Here is a 21,171-nt window from a genome sequence, read left to right as displayed (position 1 = left end):
ACCGCAATTCGTTTGCGAAAATGTGGCGAAGCGCACAGGCTTTGTGCACGCCACTGCCGATTTCGGCATGAAATATCTTGAGGGAGTGGGCCGGTCGACCGTCTTATTACTAAGCCCAGACACTAGATCACAAAAATCCGGGCAAAATGGGAATAAATAGCTAAACTATGGCGCACCGAATTCAATTTGTTGCGCCAAAGGTCCCAGGCACGAAAAAAATCGCGCCAAACGGGTCACTTTTATTAGAATGCACCAAAAATGGGCGGCGTCACAACAAAGTGCCCCCTTTTTAGAGTCGAATCAAGGTTAGGTAGCGGTGAAATCTGCGGACATTGAGCAAACAGCCAGCGAAGAAGCGCTCGACCAGGCCTGCGCCTGGATTGCGCGCCTGCGCTCGGACGCTGTCAGCGCTGCCGACCGCCGCGAGTTTAGCGCCTGGATGACCGCTTCGACCGGCAACCAGCAAGCGTTTGAAGAGATGAGCGAGCTCTGGGGCGACCTGGGCGCTCTCGCTCACATGCCCATCGACGAACTCTTCCCCGAAAGCCGCCCGAGCACACGCACTGCGACCAAACGCAGCACCGCACAATCGACTCCAGCATATAGTGACACCGCTGTGGCCTCCCATGGCTGGAACCTGTCCCAATGGCTCATGGGCGGCGGACTGGTTGCGGCCTGCCTGATGGTGACCCTGTGGGTCGGCAATCTGTGGATGAGCAACAATCAGCTGGGCGAACAGGTTTACGCCACCAACGTCGGCGAAACCCGTACCGTGACCCTATCGGATGGTTCACAGATCGAACTCAACACCAACACCGAACTCCGTGTCGCCTACACCCGGAATGAGCGCCACACCCGCCTCTTACGCGGTGAAGCGTACTTCCAGGTGGCACGCCAGACCTCGCGTCCGTTCACCGTCGCGGCCGGCAAGGCCAACATCCGCGTGCTGGGCACCAAGTTCAATATTGAACGCAACCCGGAGTCCACTCGCGTGTCCGTGACTCACGGCGTCGTTGCCGTGAGCGAAGCCCAGAGTGCTCCCGGCCTGCGGCCGGATTCGGTCAAGCTGGTCAAGGACCAGAAAGTCAGCGTTTCCAATACCGGCCTCGGCCGGGTCAGCCATACCTCCACTGAAGAGGCCATTGACTGGACCCGTGGCGTGCTGGTGTTTGAACAGACGCCGCTGGCCGAGGCCCTCGAGGAGCTCAACCGCTATCTGCAGACCCCCGCAAAGGCGGACAATACAGTGCGCGAGCGCGCTCTGTCCGGTACTTTCGAACTCTCCGACCCGGAACACACCCTGTCAGCGATTGCAGCCGCACTGGATCTGGAAGAAGATCACAGCGACCCCAACCTGACTCTCTTGTCTCCCAAGCCCAACTAAGTTATAAACTCGCACGGGCGTTCGATATTTGTACAGTTTCCTACGCTGATAGCGCCCTAATCAAATTATTACAAAGAAAAAGCTGCTCCACGCAACGCGGCGTGAGGGCAACCATGGTGAGACGGGCACACACTTGATTAGCAGGCACTGGGCGACACTGTCATTGGCGACCCTGATGGCATTTTCAGGCAAGGCGGCCGCCGTATGCCCGGAAAATGGTGTCCAGCTGCCCGCCGACACACTGTCTCGTGCACTAATTGCCCTCGGCCGCGAATGCAAAGTGTCGGTACTGATACACGCCAATTCTGCCGCTACCTTCGCCCTGCCTGAACAGACAATCAAAAGCGAAAACGGCGAGTTTGAACCCGCCCTGCGGTCATTGTTGCAGGGGACCCCTTTCACCTATCAGCGCGTTGGCCCTGCCGCCTTCGCTGTGGTTGCCAACCCAACTGAGACCATGGACTCGAACGGGGCGCCGCCGTCACAAACCGAAGAAATCACGGTGACGGCGCGCAGCTTGACTGGTAGCCACCTGCGTCATGCGCGCCTCGAAAGCTATGCGCCCATCGACGTGCTTGCCCAGCCGGAGCTGGAGATCACCGGCGCCCAGACGATCGCCGAACTACTGAAGTTCCTGCCCGCCGTGGCCGGCAACTCCACCAGCACCTCGGTCAGCAATGGCGGCGACGGCACAGCCACCGTGACCCTGCGCGGACTGCCCGCGAGTAATACTCTGGTTCTGATCAATGGCCGACGTATCGTCAGCAACGGCTTTGGTGGTGAAGCGGCGGACCTGAACAGCATCCCGTTATCCGCTGTAGATCGGATTGAAATTCTCAAGGACGGCGCTTCAGCCGTCTATGGTTCCGATGCCATTGCGGGTGTGGTCAACATCATTCTGCGCCGCGATTTCGAGGGGCTCTCGGTCAATAGCTATTACGGTGCCGCTGAGCGCGGCGACCAGGAAACCCAGTCCTACCACGTGACCTGGGGGAAGAGCGGCGAACGGGGCCATGTGATGCTGAGCCTCGCCCATTTTCGGCAAGGCGCACTGATGAGCCGCGACCGCGAGCTTTCAGACTCCGCCGACAACCGCGAGCGCGGCGGCACCGATCTGCGCTCTTCCGCCTCCCCCGGGGCCTTTATCGCGCTAAATAACGGCACCGTCGTTACCAACGATGGCCAGGACAGCTACAGAAACTGGAACCAGGAGGATCGCTACGACTATAGCGAATATACGTCCGCAGTCGTTCCCTCCGAGCGCCAGTCCGTCTATATCGAGGGCAATCTGGATCTGGACGAAAACTCCCTGTTTTTTGTCGAGGCCATGGGCGTCGGCACCCGTTCGGAAACCACACTGGCACCGACACCGGTATTTACCCGCTTTGACAACGGCGATCTCACTATCAGCGCCGACAACATCTACAACCCATTCGGCCAGGACATCCTGGACGTCCGCAAGCGGGTTCTGGAACTGGGCCCGCGCAAGCAAAACAACCAGACCAAAACCTTGCGTTTCAATACCGGCTTCAAGGGCCAGTGGGATTCCTGGCAGTGGGAACTGGCCATGGCCTTGCATTACACAAATGCCGAAGAGAGCCTGAGCAACCTGATCGATCCGACCAAGCTGGCCATCGGCCTGAAAGGGTCGAGTCTGTGTGGCCCGGCGAATGACTGCGTACCAGTGAACCTACTCGGGCCCAGCGGTGGTATTGATGCTGCACAGCAGGATTTTATACGCGGTGAGAGTCTCGTGGATGGCAGTGCACATATGTCATCCCTGATCTATATGGCCAACGGCGTTCTCGGTAGTTATAGCGCCGGTGACATTCTGGCGGCTGCGGGTATCGAAGTGCGTCGCGAGTCCATCAACGTTGAATCCAACGATGCCATGGGCATGTCATTTATCGGCGGTCACGCGTCCGGTTCCGCCGAGGGTGAACGACTGATTGCCGAAACTTTCGCCGAAATATCCATACCACTGGTTGCGGATCACCTCTGGGTCGACGGCGCCATTCGCTATTCCGACTACAGTGATTTCGGCAACACCGCCAACCCGAAAGTATCGCTGCGCTGGCGGCCACTGCCATCCATTTTGTTCCGTGCCAGTTATGCTACGGGCTTCAAAGCGCCGACCCTGATCGACATGAATCAGAGTGGCTACCAAAGTCAGGAATATCTGTTCGATCCATGCACCGGAAGCGACGCGGCCAGTTTGCCCGGCTGTCGCGGCCAGGCCGACGGCGCTCGCATTCAATACCTGACTGAGTTTGGCGGCAACCCGGACTTGCAACCAGAGACCTCCGATAACCGTTCCTTTGGCATTGTCTGGACACCGACATTGTTGAAAGGCTTCAGTGCCACACTGGATCTTTTCGATATTCGACAGAACGATGTGATCGATACCAGCCCCCAATACCTGATCAACAAGAACGCCTATGGCGGACTGTTTACCAATCGGGTCCTGCGCGACGAGCGCGGTGATATCGTCAAGATTCTCGCCACGCGCTTGAATATAGGTGCAAGGGAAGTACGCGGGTTAGATCTTTCCCTGCGTTATGAACGCACCTCTGAGCGCCTCGGCCAGCTGCGCCTTTCACTCAATGCCAGCCATATGGAGCACTATCTCAACCAACCGGCGCCAGGTTCACCGATCGAAGATCTGGCCGGCACCTTTGTCGATCCTGCCAGCGGCGGTGCGGGCTCATTACCACAGTTAAAAGCCAATACCGGGATCTACTGGCACAAAGGAAACTGGGAAGGCGGCTACACCATCCATTATGTCAGTGACCTTGACGAGACATTTACGCGCGACTCGGCGAGCGTGACCCGAAAAGTTAAAAGCTGGACCAGCAACGATCTACAATTGGCTTATATTTTTCGCGCGGGCCTGCGTTTCGCCGTCGGAATCGACAATCTTTTCGATCGGGAACCACCGTTCGCAGCCACCGCATTTAACGACAATTACGACGGCAGAACCTACGATCTCAGTGGGCGCTACTTGTACACGACGCTCGCCTACAATTTTTAAATTTCCGCCACTTCATCCCTTCCCCTGCAACGCATACCGTCATCGCCAAGCGCCGGGCTGACATAGAAATAACCGGCACTGAATGCCAAAGGCGTGTGAATGTTCGAACAAACCTCCCCATGTAGAAAAAATGTTCTAGTGTTTTAGCAAGCCTCTGTTGATAGTAGTTTTGCAGTTGTCAGGGAGGACACTGCCGTATTCGGCGTTTAGAACCGGTATCAGGAGAGGTATACCATGGACAGATCCCGTCTATCCCGGGCAATCAAGGGCGCAATCGCAGCCACCGCAGCCGTAACCACCACCAGCTTTGCCACTTTGTCGTTTGCTCAGGACCAACCGCAACAACAGGTTGAGGAAGTGGTTGTCACCGGTTCGCGCATCCAACGCACTACCGACGCAACCAGCGCGACGCCAATCAGTGTTTTCGATGCGGCGGCGCTGGAAAAGTCCGGCCAGACTACCCTGGAAAATTTCCTGCAGGAAATTCCATCCGTGACCGGCGGCCAGCTCGGTTCATCGGTTAACAATGGCAACCCGGGTCTGGCGACAGTATCCCTCCGGGGCCTGGGTTCACAACGCACCCTGGTACTCGTAGATGGCCGACGCATGGTATCCGCCGGCACCTCCACTGGCGTCGTCGACCTGAACACCATCCCCACATCGATCATCGAACGGATCGAAGTCCTCCGGGATGGCGCTTCTACCATTTACGGCTCAGACGCCATTGCCGGCGTCATCAACATCATCACCAAGAAAAACTTTGAAGGCGCAGAGACAAGCTTTTACGCCGGTACCTCCACCCACAACGATGGCCAGGAATACAGCGCGAACTTGACGCTCGGCACCGGTGGCGACAATGGCCATGTCGTCTTCAACACCGAGTGGAGCAAACGCCAGGATGTCTTCCAGGGCGACCGCCGTTTTTCGGACTGCCCCCGGTTTGAAACTGGCGACCGGGTGCCCTGCGGCGGCAGTGGTACCACAAGCCCGGCGCGCTTTTCCCGCGCCGATGGTCTGAGCTATGTCGTAGATCCAAATACCAATCAGGTGCGGCTCTACGACTCCACCATCGACTCCTTCAACTACGCAACGGCCAGTTATCTGATTACGCCGCAGGAAGTCGTCACCATGTACGGCTACGGCGAGTACCAACTGGCGGACTTTAAGGATGTCACCACGCTGGATACCTTTGGCCAACTCATGTATGCCAACCGGCGGTCTGATCAGTTACTCGCCCCTGAGGGTACCTTCTGGGGACCGAGAATCCCGGCGGACCAGCCCTTCAACCCGGTCGGTGAAGACGTCAATATCGGCCGGCGGATCACCGAGACCGGTGGACGCGCTTTCTTCCAGGATGTCAGCACCTGGCGCGGCGTGATCGGCCTGAAAGGCGAATGGTGCAACGAGTGGAACTGGGATGTTTCCTATAATTACGCTCGCTGGGTGGATCCGCAAATCGAACTGGGGCGGGCCAACCAACCGAGATTCGATACACTGCTCGGCTCTGTCGACACCGATGGCAACCCGGTATCCACGCCCTGCTCTGAGGACGCCGACTGTCCCGGGCTCTGGGATCCCTTCCACAGCGACACCCTGACCCAGGCCCAGATCGACTACGCCACCGTGACCAACTCACCGGTAGAAAAGTCGACCCTGCGCCAGCTACAGGCCAACCTGACCGGCGATTTCGGCGATTTCTCCCTGACCAGTGAGCCCTTCCAGTGGGCAATCGGTTACGAGCACCGCTCCGAATCCGCCGAGGTCACCGCAGACGGCGCAGCCGAGCTCGGGCAGATCTATTTTGTCACCGGTGAATCCTGGGGTGGCAGCTACAAAGTGGATGAGGCCTACGGTGAGATTCGCATGCCGTTTTTCGAAGGCGAATCCTGGGCCGAGACCCTCGCCGCCGAAGCCTCGTTCCGCTACTCCGACTACGACACTATTGGCGCGGACACCACCTGGGCCGCAGTTATCGACTATGCCCCGATAGAGCAACTGCGCTTCCGCGGCACCTGGTCACAGGGTTTCCGCGCCCCGGGGATCGATGACCTGTACTCGCCGCAGGAACTCTCTGCTGAAAGCTATAGCGACCCATGCTACCAGTGGAACCAGAGCGGCAACGCCACCCTCCGCGCCAACTGTCAGGCCGATGGCGTCGACCCGACCAACGCCCTCCTTGCCGCCCCGCAAGCCACAGGGTTATTTGGCGGCAACCCGGATTTGAAGGAAGAGACATCCGAAAGCTGGACCTTCGGTATTGTCTGGACGCCCACCTTTGTGGAGGATATGAGCTTCACCCTGGATTACTACTCCATTACGGTGGACGATGCTCTCGGCACCTTTACCACCAACACTCTGGTCCAGAGCTGCTTTCTAAGCCCCAACTTCTCCAGCCCCAATTGCGACCTCTATTTTTCTGGCGCCCAATCGGTAGGAAGCCAACCGCTAAATACCCCCACTGGCCCCAGTCGGTTCCGGCAATCTGACGGCACCATCGCCGGTCAACTTTTGAATAGCCAGAATATCTCCACCTTCGAGACCTCCGGTGTCGACCTGGGCTTCGACTACAGCCAGGATTTCTGGAACGGCACCGTGACCGCCCGCGCCCAGACCACCTGGTTGAATGATTACAAGTTCCAGGCCAGTAGCGAGGAGCCGGAAATCGATCTGGCGGGTTATTTCGGCGCGGATCCGGTAACCACCGCCATTACCGGCTTTCCGGAGTGGAAGGGCTTTGTCGGCCTGGACTACGAGGAGGAAAACTGGAGTGCGGGTGCACTACTGCGCTGGATTGGCCCGGTGGACGATGTCAACCCCGGTGACACCGACCTCTCCACCCACGGAGATACTACCTGGTATATGGACGTGCAGGGCAGCTACTTCTGCTGGCAGAACATGAAAATCTCCGGCGGTATCCGCAACGTCTGGAACCAGCAGCCGCCCTATCTCACCAACTACGACGATATGAACACCCTGCCGATCACTTATGACACGCTGGGTCGCTTCTTCTACGGTACCGTGACTTTCACCTTCTGATCCACCTCCCCCCGCCCGCTTCCGGGCGGGGGCTCTCTCCTCCCCACCTCGCCACCATCGTTAGCAGTCTCCCCCCCTTCCTTTCTGATCAAAATTTGACCACCCAATCCTACCAAAGCTGTCATTGCGCTTTTTTGGAAAAAAAATGAATTTTTATTGAGGGGACTATCGTGCCATTCGTTCATAGGTATGTTGGGAGGGAAGCGGCCACGTGGGGGTAGCCGCTTTCACATACCGCCCTTTGAGGCAAAACACAATAAATCCAACGATTTAGAGAGGATTTACAATGAAAAAGAACCTTCTGTCCGCAGCTGTGAAGGGGGCTCTGGGCCTGACCGCAGCCGCAGTACTGGTTCCCGCCATGCCCGCCTTCGCACAGCAAGATGCCACCATGGTGGAAGAGGTTGTTGTTACCGGCTCCCGTATTCAGCGCGACGCGAACGAGACCAGCGTCAGCCCGGTGACTTCCGTCAGCTCCGAAGACATGAAAGCAACCGGTGTTGTCCGCGTTGAAGACATGATCAACAAGCTGCCGCAGGTAGCGGCTACTCAGACTGCTGGCATGGCCAACGGCGCTACCGGTACCGCCACTGTTGACCTTCGAGGTCTGGGTTCCGAGCGCACCCTGGTGCTGATCGACGGCCGCCGCATGCCCGCAGGCTCTCCGATTTCCGGCGGCTCCGGTGCCGACCTGAACCAGATCCCAGCCGGACTGGTTGAGCGCGTAGAAGTGCTGACTGGTGGCTCTTCCGCAACCTACGGCTCCGATGCGATTGCCGGTGTTGTCAACTTCATCATGAAGGACGACTTCGAGGGAGTGCGCTTCGAGACTCAGACCAGCGCATACCAGCACAACAACGACAACAGCCGCATCCAGAGCGTCGTAAAATCACAAGGTTTTGATGTTGCTGACGGCAGCGTGACCGACGGTGAGACCAACGATTTCTCGCTGATCATGGGTGCAAACCTGGACGGTGGCCGCGGCAACGTGACCGGCTATGCCAACTACCGCAAGATCGATGCCGTTCTGCAGTCTGACCGCGATTACAGCAGCTGCTCGCTGAAAGGCTCTCCCGATTCCTTCGGCTGTGGTGGTTCCTCCACCATCCCGACTGGCCGCTTCACTGATTTTGTTAAAAATAGTGGCAACGACTTCACTGTCTCGGGCGACCAATTCGTACCCTGGGATGGCACAGCATACAACTACGGCCCGCTGAACTACTTCCAGCGTCCGGACGAGCGCTGGACCATGGGTGTATTCGGTCACTATGACATCAACGACAATGTCACTGCCTACACCCAGCTATCCTACGCCGACGACCGCACCGTTGCGCAGATCGCCCCGTCTGGTAACTTCTTCATTACCGACAGCATCAACTGCGACAACCCCCTGCTGTCGGACCAGCAGCGCGATCTGATCTGCACCAGCGCCGGCCTGACCGCTGACGACAGTGCACCTTTCTATATCGGTCGCCGCAACGTAGAAGGTGGCCCGCGCCAGGACGACCTGCGTCACACCACTTTCCGCGGTGTGTTCGGTCTGCGTGGCGACATCAACCAAACCTGGTCCTACGACGCCTACGCTCAGTACGCTGAAGTGAGCATGCAAGAAACCTATCTCAATGATATGTCTTCTACTCGCATTGGCCGTTCACTGAATGTCAAAACAGATGACCGTGTGGGCTCAGAAACCTTTGGCCAGCCGGTATGTCAGTCCGTATTGGACGGCTCCGACCCAAGCTGTGTGCCCTGGAACATCTTCCAGGAAGGCGGTGTAACCCAGGAAGCCCTGAACTACCTGATCCTGCCGCTGTTCGCACGCGGCACCACCGAACAGGAAATCTACTCCGGCTACGTTACCGGCGACCTGGGCGACTACGGTGTGCAACTGCCTACTGCAGATTCCGGCATCGCGGTAGTATTTGGTCTGGAAAGCCGTCGTGAAGCGTTGACTTACAATCCAGACAATGGCTTCCAGACTGGTGACGGCGCCGGCCAAGGTGGCCCGACCAAAGGTGTTAGCGGCTCCCTGAGCGTGAAGGAAGCCTTTACCGAGATCAACGTACCGCTGATTTCCGGTAAGCCGGGTGCCGAATACCTGGGCATGGAAATGGCTTACCGCTACTCCGACTACAGCACCGACGTTCAAACCGATACCTACAAGGTCGGCCTGGACTGGACACCGGTTTCCGACATCAAATTGCGCGCCAGCTTCCAGTCAGCCGTTCGCCACGCCAACATCCGCGAGCTGTTTACTCCTAACGGCATCAGCCTCTTCGATATGGATTCCGATCCCTGTGGTGTTGATCCGACAGCCACACTGGAAGAATGTATGCGCTCCGGCGTTACTGCCGACCAGTACGGCAATATCCCGCAGAACCCGGCTGGCCAGTACAATTACATCGGAGGCGGTACCGCCACCCTCAAGCCGGAAGAATCTGAGACTTTCTCCGCCGGCTTCGTTTACAGCCCGAGCTACGTGGAAGGCCTGACCGTCAGCGTAGACTACTTCGATATCGAAGTGACCGACGCCATCAAGGAAGTCGACCCCGGCTTCATTCTTGACCAGTGCCAGCTCAACAACGACGCTGCCAGCTGCGGCAAGATTAACCGTGGTCCCAACGGCAACCTGTGGCTTGGTGAAGCATCCATCGTTTCTCCGGCTGCAAACATCGGCTTCTTCGAGACCGCAGGTGTCGACATCAATGCCAACTATGGCTTTGACATCGGCTCCATGGGCTCCATCGATATGAACTACATCGCCACCTTCCTGACCAAGTGGGACCAGCAAGAAATCCCGGGCGCGGAAGTTATCGACTGTGTAGGTTACTGGGGCGCCTCCTGTGGTGCGCCGACCCCGGAGTTCGTAGGTACAATGCGCGCTACCTGGGCTACCCCACTGGCAGGTCTGGATGTGACCGGTGCTTGGCGACACATTGGCGATGTAGAAGACCTCGGATCACACCAAGCTGATTTCGATGCCGTCGACTACTTCGACCTGTCTGCGTCCTGGGCCGCTACCGACAACCTGACTGTACGTAGTGGTATCAACAACGTTCTGGACGAAGAGCCGCCGCTAACTTCCGATGCTGGCCCCAGCATCTACGGCAACGGCAACACCTTCCCGGGCACTTACGATGCTCTGGGTCGTTACGCCTTCCTGGGCTTCACTGTAGACTTCTAATTAGCTTGTAGCAGCCTATAGTGAAAAGCGCGGCAGAGTAATCTGCCGCGCTTTTTTATGCCGGCCACCTCGCCACCCACCACCTAAAAAGTTCACATATAAGCCCCCGTTTCAAGGAGCATTTACGAATGTTCATTTTGAAAAAAAACGGATAGGAAACCGAACCCCACCAGCCGTAGAATCCTGCAAGTTATCCTAACGTAACGACTGCTTGAATTTCGATTAAGGAAAAATCGAAGATCTCTACAAATTACTCAGCCATAGCCAATAAATACGCTAATCCTTGTATTTATCCAGAACACCAATAAACGTCGTGTAATGCTCATGCCTGGACTTGGCTCGCTTGTGAACCGACTCCCTAACCTGCCAGATACTGGCAGTTTTCACGTAGTTGTCCCGATTACTGAAATCCAGGCAGGTAGAGTTCCACTCCAACCCCAGGAATTCGAGCAAAGCACGGACTTCCCTATCAGGGAAGTCCACTAGGTTTTCATAAGAAATCGGATAGATAGTTTCAGGAAATAGCGAACACCAGTGCTCCATCAATTTACATTGTTGCGTGTAGTAGTGCCCGATAAAATCCAGATCCACTGAGTAGTTCATATCTCCGCCCAGATACTGAAAGTAGATAGAAAGGCAGTTATCGAGCAACCCCCTTCTGGTCCAGATCACCTTGGCTTGCGGAAATAGCGTTTTTATAACCCCAAGATTCAGATAGTTGTCCGGGCGTTTGTCAGTCACCTGGCTGGCACTCTCGAATCGCTGAGCAAGGTAATCCAAATAACCACTGGCAGCAGACTGGATGTACTCATCTCGAGTTCCAGTATCGGCAGAAGCCAACAGCCTATCCATCCCAATCGTTGGAAAGTAATCCAGCTCGCCACCCGCAGTCACCCTCGGATGCCCACTCAAAATCTGCTCAACCAGTGTCGACCCGGACCGGTACATCCCACAAATAAAGACAGGCGCCAAGCTGGAACAACCTTTTAGATTCGAAAACCAGTCGCGATTGAAAACATTGATGATTTCTTCAATCTTTTTCTCATGTTCAACTTTACTATAGGCTGGAAACCTCCTGCGCCCCAATTCATTGGCATCGCGAAAAGCTTTGAATGCCTCAGAAAATTTCCGGCACTCATCAAACAATTTACCCTTAGAGAACAAAAGCTCCTCGCGAACTCGAGTCTCGACACTGGGCTTTTCGAGCGCTTTTTGAATCTCTATTAATAGCCAATCAATATCGATGGAACCACGTGGCATATTGGCAATTCGACACAGCGCTGGAAAGCAATCAGGATCGAGAGAGAGGATTTTCTTATACTGCTCAAGCGCCTTTTCTGGATCACCGCTTTCCTCGTAAATGCCCCCCAGATTAAACCGGGCAGAGATATATGCCGAATTGATTTCGATAGACTTAACCAAAGCAGCAATAGCTTTGGACTCCTGCCGCATTTCAGAAAAGATTACAGCAATATTGTTATAGACTTCTTCGGGCCTTGAAACGTTATAGCGCAACGACTCCTGATAGGCAGCGAGAGCTTCTGAACTTCGCCCCAACCGCTTGAGTAATCGCGCGAGGTTATACCAAGTATTGGGCAGGTCTGGTTTGCGCTGCAACAGTTGCCGATAGCTTTCGGCCGACTTCTCCAGATCTCCCGCCTGCTCGCAAATATTGGCCAAGTCCAGGTAAAAACCCAACTCATTGGGTGCAAGCCGAATCAGTTTTTCCAAACTGCTGATCGCCTGATCAGCTTTTCCCCACTCCCAATACAGGCGAACCAGTTCGCGCAAGAGAAGCTCCTGCTCCTGCCCCAGATTCAGGAGCTCAAGAAAAACAGCTTCCGCCTCGGAGAAGTGCTTAGTGGACAGCAGACGCCTGGCGCCTGACAGCTTCTCATTAAATTTTTTTGCACTAATCATTTGCGTCACTAGCAGGGAAAAGAGGGGGGGGTCCTCCTACAGGGGGAGGGGGGGATCGAGTTCGGAAACAGTAGCCGTTACATGCGATTGTATTGGCGGGTGAATACCGACATCCCGATCGGCATCACCCGTCAGATTAGTCGGTATAACGAACTTTGTTACGCGTTGCTTTATCGACCACCCTCTTCGATTCGTTGGACATTGTTTCCCACTCTTTAGCAGTCATACACGTCTTCTGTTTAAAGCGGGAACCAGTAATGGCGCGCTCTTTACAAATGACCCGATTTTGGGGATCGATATCATTCTTGGCGATCATGGAATTGGCGGTTGCTTTCTCAGAACCGGACGATATTGCGCCCTCTTCGCCTCCCGGCGGAGAATTGCTGGCGCAAGCCACCAACAGGCTAACAGCGAGAGCTAATAAAATTTTATTCATTACGCGCATTCCAAACTCCTAGAATATCTGAACAGCGTCTTTTACGTGGTATTTAAACGCTAATTCTACCCCGCAACGTCCACTATTGCAGCGTCAAGTTGACCGATTACATTCGCATTTCAACTCATTCCAACGCGTCGCTAAGTTCGTTCTTGTTACCTCAAGAGGAGAATACTAATTTAGAAACCCAAACCGCCTAATCGTCCCTCTTCGTCACAAATCCACGGGGATATATGCCGGTTTTCCCGGCGACATCAATAAATATTCACCTCCAGCGCCACCGCTCCGCACGGGCGGGGATAAACTCCCGCCCAGATCCATCTGCGCGTGCTTCGCGTCCTGAACGGCCCACGCCGACTTGGCAGTCGCCACATGGTGACAACCCCTTATGCAGGTAGCGGTTGACCCGCCTTTGACCACATTCGTCAAGACCCCCTCGAAAAAACAGAACACTCAACCAAACCTGACTATCGTGCCCATCATCAACATTATGCCATTAGGATATTTATAAAACTTACACGCTTTGAGGAAACGCCATTTTCATCCGTTGAAAAAGGTGTTGGGAGGGAAGTGGCCGCTTGGGGGTAGCCTCTTCCACATATGCCATTCAAGGCAATCCACTATAAGTCCAACGATCTAGAGAGGATTTACAATGAAAAAGAACCTCCTGTCCGCAGCTGTAAAGGGCGCTCTGGGCCTGACAGCCGCTGCGATCATGGTTCCTTCCATGCCTGCCTTTGCGCAGAGTGATTCACAAGACGCACAGATGGTAGAAGAAGTCGTCGTTACCGGCTCGCGCATCAAGCGCGCGTCTAATTTTGACGATGCTGCACAAGTAGTTGTAATGGACCGGCAACACATTGATGCTACTGGCTCCCTGATGGTTGCCGACGTTCTGCGCTCCTCCGCGCTGAACTCTCTGGGCTCTTTCAGTGAGACGTCCGGCAGCTCGGCCCAGTCTAACGCCACTATCGACCTCCGCGGCCTGGGCGATTCCCGTACCCTGGTAATGGTTAACGGCCGCCGCCTGCCCGGCTCTCCGAACCTCGGCGCCGCGTCTGTAAACCTGAACATGATCCCGATGGCCGCCGTTGAGCGCATCGAAACTCTGGCCGACGGCGCATCTGCTGTATACGGCTCCGACGCCGTAGCTGGTGCCGTCAACCTGATCATGCGCGAAAAGTTTGATGGTTTCGAGATCAATACCCGTCACGGCCAGCGCTCAAATGACGACGGTATCGAAGAAAGCCTTAGCTTCATCACCGGCGTCAGCAACGATCGTGGCAATATCACCATCGCTGCCGAGTGGGACCGCCGCGACCCGATCTATGATGGAGACCGTGATTACACTGCCGCTTGGCAGAAAGACTTCAATGGCGATGGCGTCATTGATATCTATTCTGAGTCCGACGGCATCTCCTATTACGGTGCTGCCTGGGAGATCTATGATCCGAATACCAATTATTACGACCTCCAGGCCGCCACTGACTGCTCCAGTGAAAATGGCTTTGTTGGCGTGATGAGCGCGGAAGTCGGTCTCGGCGGCGGCCCTGGCACCACAGTATGTGGCTATGCCTACGCCAACGTCTCTGCCAACAAGGCGGAACTGAACCGTGTCAACACCTACATGAACGCTAGCTACGAGCTGACCGACCAAGTCGAGTTCTACACTAACGTTCTGTTCTCTAAAGTGGACTCTTTTGGCCGCTATGCGCCGCCGGCTGCGCCGTGGATCAACCCACCGGCCGACTACGCTACTAACCCGATTGACGTTGACGGATTGCTTGCGAGCGGTGATATCACTCCTGAATACGAGTTGACTGGCTACTATCGCTGGACCAATATTGGGCCGCGCGATAACTTCGTTTCCGACCAGCAATATGATTTCGTTGCAGGTTTCCGTGGCGATATCAACGCCAATGTCAGTTACGACGCCTACGCCCAGCGTAGCCGCTACACCTCCAAGGAAAATGGCTACTACTACCTGTCCTACCCGGGTCTCGACTACGTCCTGAATAACGGTATCGACCCCTTCTCTCCGGAAGGCGCCGCTGCCATGAAGGCGACCACTACCCAGGATAACTACACTGCATTGAGCAAAGTCTACGGTCAGCTGCAATTCGCAGCCGGCGACTGGTTTAGCGCTGGTGAAACCCAGATCTTGGTGGGCAGCGAAGCCTTTACCCTGGATTACTCCAACCAGTACGACGCCGCTTCCGAAGCAGGCCTTGTTGGCGGTAGCTCCGGTAACTCCTCTGCGGGCGATCGCGACGTATATGCGGTATTTGCCGAAGCGGTAATCCCCGTAACTGAAAAGCTGGAACTGAATCCGGCAGTCCGTTACGACAATTACAGCGACTTCGGTACCGCAGTATCCCCGACCATCGCTGCCACCTTTATGGCAACCGAAGACTTGAGCTTCCGCGCTCGCGCCGGCAAAGGCTTCCGCGCGCCGGCCCTGTCTGATCTGTACGGCCCGGTTACCTTCTCCGCTGAGACTGCAACCAGCAACGCAGGCGTCAAGCGCCAGTGGGATACCTACTATTCCTCTAATGAAAACGTAGATGCCGAGACCTCCACCTCCTTCTCTGTCGGTGGTAACTGGGCGTTCGCGGAAGGCTGGTCTGTCGACGTGGGCTACTGGAGCGTGGAAGTAGAAGATGCGATTTCAACTCCGAGCGTTCAGGAAATTTTCTGGGCCATGGGCGCAGGCATCGATCTCGACCCCGCTAGCGGCGTGAGCTTCACTGGCACTGGTACTGGTCCGGACACCAAGTTCTATTCCTCACCAACCAATGCCGGTACTCTGGACGTATCTGGTATCGACCTGCGCCTGAACGGCGTTATCGACACCAGCTTTGGCCAGTTCACCACAAGCTCCCTGGTGACCCACACCCTGAGCTACGAAACCGATGCCTACTTCCTGGGCCCGGTTACAGACCGTGCCGGCCTGAACGAGTATCCGGATCTCAAGGCCCAGCTCCTGTTCGGCTGGAACATGGATAGCCACAGTGTCAACCTGACCGTTGACTACACTGGCAAACACGATCAGGAAACAATCATTGTTAATCGTCTGCCGGAAGCTAGCGGTACTGATCTGGATTCCTGGACCACGTTGAACCTGGCTTACGGTTTCGACGCTGGCACTCTGGGCAAGATCAAAATCGGTGCACGCAACCTGACCAATGAGGACCCGGTACTCGACAAAGATGGCCTGTTCTCCATGGCAGAGCTGTATGACAATACCGGTCGCGTATGGTACGCAGAGTACAAGAAAGACTTCTAAGAAAGTCTGATCAAAAGACAAAACTTATTGATTTGATAAGTATTTGTTGACACGATAGGCCTCCTTCGGGAGGCCTTTTTTATGTCTAAAAGTAACGTATGGACCACATTCTGGAAACAGGGGTTCCCTACATCTTTCGCAAGCCAATTCCCGGATAACTACACAGGAACACTCGCCAAGTTTTGGGAGGATCAGTTTGCGTCACTGAATAACGCCAAGGTGCTTGATGTTGCCACAGGAAATGGCGCCATCGCTCTTATAGCTGCAAAAACTGCGCAAGAAAAGTCCAACAACCTTGACATCAGTGCCGCTGACTTTGCAGATATCCAACCGACGGAAAATTCGAATAACCCGAAATTAAAAGACCTGTATAAAAAAATCAGGTTCTATCCATGCACGCCGATTGAAGAACTCCCCTTTCCTGATAAAACCTTTAACCTGATCACATCACAGTTCGGTTTTGAATATGCAGATAGAGCCAGAAGCATAAAACAAATCGCGCGCACGTTGGTCAAAGGTGGGAAGTTCTTGGCCATATGCCATCACGAAAGATCGACCATTCACAAAAGCTGCCTAGAAGATCGCGATGCCTATATGAAGGGTGTAACCAAGCTGGGCATTGACAAAAAACTGATTGAGCTTGCCAAATTACTCTTCGAGGTAGCATCTGCTGCACAGGCCCGAGATATTGTAAACAAACAACCAATCCGCAGATTAATAGAGACTTTAAAAGCAGACTTACTCGACCTATCCAAAGCATTCCCCAGAGCCACCACTTCTATTTACCTCAATGGCGCGGCGAGATATCTATTTGGCTCTTTTCTAACCTCATCAGACGAACAAAAAGCAAAAATAATTTCTGCATTGAGTGACGAACTACACGCATCACAAAGTAGAATTGAGCAACAAATCCATGCGACACTTTCAGACCGTGAGGTAGGAATATGTGAAGATCTATTCTTATCGGAGGGACTAAAAAAAGTTAGAAGCAACTTTCTAGTTGATAAATCCGGTGACAATATTGGCTGGATTTTTGAATTCCACAAACCCAACTGCTAAACCAACACTAGAGTCACCCACATGGATGCACTGACGGCCTTCTTAACATTACTCTTCGTCATGGATCCTCTTGGGAACATCCCCGTATTTCTGGCGGCGCTAAAAAATGTCCCTCAAAGACGCCAGCTCTTCGTGATCATGCGTGAATTGATCTTTGCGCTGATCGTTCTACTAGCGTTTCTCTACGGCGGCCGGTTCGTTTTGGCGTGGCTGGGCCTGTCTCAGGAGGCAATCAGGATTGCGGGGGCGATTATTCTGTTCTTAATTGCAATCCGCATGGTCTTTCCGACGGAGGGAGGCATCATGGGTGAACGCCTCGAGGGTGAGCCTTTTTTTGTGCCATTGGCAGTTCCGCTGGTGGCCGGCCCTTCCACAATGGCGATCTTGATGTTGATGACCAACAGCGAAGGAGAGCAATTGCTCGACTGGACGCTGGCACTTCTCGGGGCCTGGGGCGTGTCGGCAATCATATTACTCGCGTCCGCACCCCTCGCTAAATTGCTCGGAACTCGCGGTCTTATCGCTGTAGAGCGATTGATGGGGATGGTACTGGTGATGCTCGCCGTGCAACTTTTCCTTGATGGCGTCAAGCAAAGCCTGGGGTAATTCACGCAAAAGTTCGACTCGAAGTCGAACACGGACTGTATGTTTTTTATTCGAACTCGCTTCACAATGACGTAATTCTATACATCTCGACGCTCAATCTAACGCTGTCGCTTATTTTTTAACCATATCGATGTATGGTTGAAAATTTACACTTTCAAGCGTCTCATACTATAAAAACCATTTAAAAAAAGATTATTTAACGCAGATTACGAATATATGCGGATATATATTTTTTCCGCTGTTTATACAAAAAACAAAAAGTTTAAAAAATACACAACCTGTATTAGTGCTCGGTGATACCCCAAAGTCACGTTAGTTCCATAATGACACCCAATGCATTAAAGTCAGCTCGCGCATTAAATGCTACAAGCTAATAAACGCATTATAAGTACCCTAAGTACATAGAAGGATGCATTATGATCAAGACCAAATTGAGCGTCGCAATCGCTGCGCTGGGCACACTCGCCGCAACTGGCGCAATGGCTCAAAGCACAGCTCCAGGACCCGGTGTTGAAGAAGTTGTTGTCACCGGTTCTCGTATTGCCCGCGATCCGCTGTCCACCTCCGGACCGATTACCATCGTTGACTCCGAGGCCATCCAGCGTTCCGGCGTTGGCACCATCGACGAACTGCTGAACCAGCTGCCGTCCATGGGTACCACCGGTATCAATGCCAACGACAACAACGGCGGTGGAGGCGTTTCCTTCGTCGACCTGCGTAACCTGGGTTCCGAACGCACGCTGGTCCTGGTCAACGGCCGCCGTTTCGTATCCTCCAGCTCGGGCACCAGTTCCGCAGTGGATATGAACAACATTCCGGTCGACATGATTGATCGTGTTGAAGTACTGACCGATGGCGCTTCCGCGATTTACGGCTCCGATGCTGTCGCCGGCGTTATCAACGTTGTATTGAAAAAATCTGTCGAAGGCGTACAGATCAGCGCGAAAGCCGGCACCACCTCCGAAGGCGGTGGCGACTCTGGCGACCTGTCCATTACCTTTGGTAATGAAGGCGCGCGCGGCAGCTTTATCGGCAACATCAGCCACACCAAGCGCGACGAAATAACCTACAACGATCGCGACTGGGCTTCCCTGTACAGCTCCATGTCTCCGACCGGTAATATCTTCACCGATTACGGTAGCTTCAGTGTCGGCAATGACGGTAAGACTCTGACCGACGGTTACACGCCGTACGATATCGGCCAGTACATGTGGCTTTCCGGCGCCATGGAGCGCTCTTCAGCGACCTTTAACGGCACCTTCTCCGTCAGCGACTCTGTTGAGCTGTACGGCGAAGCCAGCTACACCACCAAGACCACCAACCAGCAGCTGGCCGCGCAGCCGATGTACGGCAGCAACGGCCTGAACCTGACTCCGGCGCACATGCCAGCAGCCGTTCAGCAGCAGCTGCAACAGGCATGGCAGGAAGCGGACGACGCTTACCAGATCGAGCTGGCTGGCTACCAGGCCGCGCATGATGCCTGGGTAGCCCAGGGCAGCCCGAAAGATCTGGAACCGGAAATGCCGGAAGCCAATTACGGCGACAGCTGGGACAGCGGTTCTTTCGACGTTCGCCTGCGCCCGGTTGCCGCTGGCACCCGCGACTCTGAACAGCAGACCGATACCTATCGCGCTATCTTTGGTGCGCGCGGCGACCTGGCCAATGGCTGGGGATGGGATACGTTCGCGAGCTACGGCCGCAACGAAGGGGACAACAGCACCTCTAACTCCTACAACAAGGACAAACTGCAGCAGGTTCTGGACGGCACCTCCCCCATAGCCAACCCGCAGTTCCTTGGCGGTATCAGCAAAGAAGTCACTGACTACATCAGCTACACCGATAAGGAAGACAACCAGTACACCCTGAAAAACTTCGGTGCCAACCTGACTGGTGATATCGAAGCGATTCAGTTCCAGGGCGGCGCCCTCGGCTTTGCCACTGGCATCGAGTACCGTGAAGAGTCCGGCGAGTTCAACCCGAGTGCGGAAACTCAGAGCGGTGCGACTTTCGGCAACCAGCAGGATGCTACTGAAGGTAAATACTCCGTCACTGAAGCTTACGCAGAGTTCAACATGCCGATCCTGTCCGGCGTGAAGTACGCGGAAGAGCTGTCTGCCGACCTGGCGGTACGCTACTCCGACTTTGACACCTTCGGTGGTCAAAGCACTGGTAAGTTGGGTCTGGTTTACGCTCCGACGGAAGACGTACGCTTCCGCGCCAGCGCTTCTACCTCTTTCCGCGCACCGGGTATCTACGAGCTCTACAGCGGCTCCGCACAGAGCTACGAATACCTGATCGATCCGTGTGACACTGGTACCACCAACTCCGATGGTGTCGGCAAAAACTGTGTGGCTGGTATCGTACAGTCCGGCAACCAGGTCCCGACCAACATCGGTGGCAACTCCGAGCTGGAGCCTGAAGAGGCCAAGACCCTGACCGCAGGCGTTGTGTACACCCCGTCTTTTGCCGAAGATCTGTCTATCACCCTGGATTACTTCGATATCCAGGTGAAAGATGCCATTACCTCACCGGATCTGCAGCGCATCCTGGATGACTGCTACCGTGAAGGTATGGCCACTGCCTGTGAGCGCGTTGTACGCGACAACGGCGGTGCGGGTCAGATCACTGCGCTGGAAGGTGCTCTGATGAACATTGGTGAGATCAACACCCGCGGTGTGGATATCGATGTTGTACAGAACTTCCACTACGACGCTGGCGAGCTGGCACTGCGTGCCCAGGCGACCCGCCTGCTGGAGTACGAAGAGTACAATTCGCAGACCGGCCAGACCACCGACCGGATGGACTACATCGGTACTACTAACGAGGCCTATGTAAAATGGCGCGGCCTGGCCAGCGCTACCTGGTATGGCGACAACTGGAACCTGGGTGCGGATGTTCAGTACCTGGGTGACGGCCACAGCCCGTACATGGCCATGCCGTCTCACACCTACCTGAACCTGAAAGCAGGCTGGGATGTGAGCGACGCGGTTCGCCTGAGCGCAGGTGTGGACAATGTAACCGATCGCGAACCGGCCACCACTTCCGGTTCCGACTGGAACAGTGCCTACGACTTCCAGGGCCGCTACGCCTGGGCTGGTGTTAACTACCAGTTCTAAGCAGCGACACGACAAGTCGAATAAGAAGGGGCGCCTATGGCGCCCCTTTTTTATCCCGCTAAACCTTATTTTTTCCGTTAAACCAAGACGACCGAAACAAGATATCGCCGCAT

10 protein-coding genes are annotated in these 21,171 nt (G+C 55.0%); 8 read left to right on the top strand and 2 right to left on the bottom strand.

The window, feature by feature from the left end:
* The first annotated feature begins 316 nt into the window (after window positions 1-316).
* The 4 genes from IG168_RS20930 (at window position 317) to IG168_RS14250 (ending at window position 10,635) form a co-directional block, all read left to right on the top strand.
* Window positions 317-1,384 carry a FecR family protein gene (locus IG168_RS20930; RefSeq protein ID WP_193165078.1) on the top strand — a complete coding sequence of 356 codons (1,068 nt, stop codon included), beginning with the start codon at window positions 317-319 and terminating at the stop codon, window positions 1,382-1,384.
* A gap of 175 nt (window positions 1,385-1,559) precedes the next feature.
* On the top strand, window positions 1,560-4,415 hold the full coding sequence (locus IG168_RS14260; protein WP_226876979.1) for a TonB-dependent receptor: 2,856 nt from the start codon (window positions 1,560-1,562) through the stop codon (window positions 4,413-4,415).
* A 234-nt stretch (window positions 4,416-4,649) separates the two neighbouring features.
* The gene (locus tag IG168_RS14255; protein ID WP_193165077.1) at window positions 4,650-7,451 is read left to right on the top strand and encodes a TonB-dependent receptor plug domain-containing protein; all 2,802 of its coding nucleotides are present in this window, start codon (window positions 4,650-4,652) and stop codon (window positions 7,449-7,451) included.
* A 286-nt stretch (window positions 7,452-7,737) separates the two neighbouring features.
* Window positions 7,738-10,635 (top strand): TonB-dependent receptor domain-containing protein, encoded by a 2,898-nt coding sequence (locus IG168_RS14250; RefSeq protein ID WP_193165076.1) that lies wholly within the window; start codon window positions 7,738-7,740, stop codon window positions 10,633-10,635.
* 276 nt (window positions 10,636-10,911) lie between these two features.
* On the opposite strand, the gene IG168_RS14245 is transcribed toward IG168_RS14250, so the two are convergent.
* The gene (locus tag IG168_RS14245; RefSeq protein WP_193165075.1) at window positions 10,912-12,555 is read right to left on the bottom strand and encodes a tetratricopeptide repeat-containing sulfotransferase family protein; all 1,644 of its coding nucleotides are present in this window, start codon (window positions 12,553-12,555) and stop codon (window positions 10,912-10,914) included.
* Window positions 12,556-12,691: 136 nt separating this feature from the next.
* Window positions 12,692-13,000: a hypothetical protein gene (locus tag IG168_RS14240; protein WP_193165074.1), complete on the bottom strand. Its 309-nt coding sequence runs from the start codon at window positions 12,998-13,000 to the stop codon at window positions 12,692-12,694.
* Between the two features lie 643 nt (window positions 13,001-13,643).
* On the opposite strand from IG168_RS14240, the gene IG168_RS14235 reads away from it, so the two are divergent.
* The 4 genes from IG168_RS14235 to IG168_RS14220 all read left to right on the top strand — a co-directional run bounded on the left by IG168_RS14235 (window position 13,644) and on the right by IG168_RS14220 (window position 21,058).
* The gene (locus IG168_RS14235; protein ID WP_193165073.1) at window positions 13,644-16,277 is read left to right on the top strand and encodes a TonB-dependent receptor plug domain-containing protein; all 2,634 of its coding nucleotides are present in this window, start codon (window positions 13,644-13,646) and stop codon (window positions 16,275-16,277) included.
* Window positions 16,278-16,358: 81 nt separating this feature from the next.
* Window positions 16,359-17,336, top strand: coding sequence for a class I SAM-dependent methyltransferase (locus tag IG168_RS14230; RefSeq protein ID WP_193165072.1), 978 nt, complete (start codon window positions 16,359-16,361; stop codon window positions 17,334-17,336).
* Between the two features lie 21 nt (window positions 17,337-17,357).
* Complete coding sequence (locus IG168_RS14225) at window positions 17,358-17,942, top strand: MarC family protein (RefSeq protein ID WP_193165071.1); 585 nt, start codon at window positions 17,358-17,360, stop codon at window positions 17,940-17,942.
* 416 nt (window positions 17,943-18,358) lie between these two features.
* The gene (locus IG168_RS14220) at window positions 18,359-21,058 is read left to right on the top strand and encodes a TonB-dependent receptor plug domain-containing protein (protein ID WP_193165070.1); all 2,700 of its coding nucleotides are present in this window, start codon (window positions 18,359-18,361) and stop codon (window positions 21,056-21,058) included.
* Window positions 21,059-21,171 lie beyond the last annotated feature (113 nt).

Source organism: Microbulbifer hainanensis, from assembly GCF_014904735.1.
GTDB lineage: Bacteria > Pseudomonadota > Gammaproteobacteria > Pseudomonadales > Cellvibrionaceae > Microbulbifer > Microbulbifer hainanensis.
The sequence above is the reverse complement of the archived record's forward strand: the minus strand, read 5'-3'. Positions and strand labels throughout refer to the sequence as shown.

What these genes read in the sequence shown, in the direction of transcription:
- IG168_RS14260 (WP_226876979.1), top strand. Translation starts at nt 1,560, where the DNA reads ATGGCATTTTCAGGCAAGGCGGCCGCCGTATGCCCGGAAAATGGTGTC.
- IG168_RS14255 (WP_193165077.1), top strand. Translation starts at nt 4,650, where the DNA reads ATGGACAGATCCCGTCTATCCCGGGCAATCAAGGGCGCAATCGCAGCC.
- IG168_RS14250 (WP_193165076.1), top strand. Translation starts at nt 7,738, where the DNA reads ATGAAAAAGAACCTTCTGTCCGCAGCTGTGAAGGGGGCTCTGGGCCTG.
- IG168_RS14245 (WP_193165075.1), bottom strand. Translation starts at nt 12,555, where the DNA reads ATGATTAGTGCAAAAAAATTTAATGAGAAGCTGTCAGGCGCCAGGCGT.
- IG168_RS14240 (WP_193165074.1), bottom strand. Translation starts at nt 13,000, where the DNA reads ATGCGCGTAATGAATAAAATTTTATTAGCTCTCGCTGTTAGCCTGTTG.
- IG168_RS14235 (WP_193165073.1), top strand. Translation starts at nt 13,644, where the DNA reads ATGAAAAAGAACCTCCTGTCCGCAGCTGTAAAGGGCGCTCTGGGCCTG.
- IG168_RS14230 (WP_193165072.1), top strand. Translation starts at nt 16,359, where the DNA reads ATGTCTAAAAGTAACGTATGGACCACATTCTGGAAACAGGGGTTCCCT.
- IG168_RS14225 (WP_193165071.1), top strand. Translation starts at nt 17,358, where the DNA reads ATGGATGCACTGACGGCCTTCTTAACATTACTCTTCGTCATGGATCCT.
- IG168_RS14220 (WP_193165070.1), top strand. Translation starts at nt 18,359, where the DNA reads ATGATCAAGACCAAATTGAGCGTCGCAATCGCTGCGCTGGGCACACTC.